General features: G+C 63.9%; 1 protein-coding gene. It reads left to right on the top strand.

Features of this window, described 5'->3' with window-relative positions; all coding sequences use genetic code 11:
- Nucleotides 1–285: hypothetical protein (locus tag AC0L3U_RS39230; protein WP_473365095.1), on the top strand; the 285-nt coding region annotated here is incomplete at both ends.

The raw sequence follows: 285 nt of genomic DNA, 5'->3' as shown, positions 1-285 counted from the left end.
CGCGATACCTGGCTCAACGACCTAAGTGCCGCGGCAGGCCTGCTGGCCAAGTTTGCGCCCATTGCCGAACCCGCCGTAGTCGGATTGGCCGCAGTGACCGGCCTTGCAGAAACCGTCCTGGGCACTGAGAAGGCCGTCTCGGGCGACACTGAAAAAGAGCGCGCCGACGGGGGACGCAAGACCTTTGATGGAACACTCAATACCTTGTTCGCGGTAGTTGGGGCCAAAGGCGGCGCAGGCGAAGACCCGGTGGTGTCACCCCGTGAGAAGCCGGCGATCAGCTGC

This window comes from Bradyrhizobium sp. Kon69 (assembly GCF_055807515.1).
The sequence above is the reverse complement of the archived record's forward strand: the minus strand, read 5'-3'. Positions and strand labels throughout refer to the sequence as shown.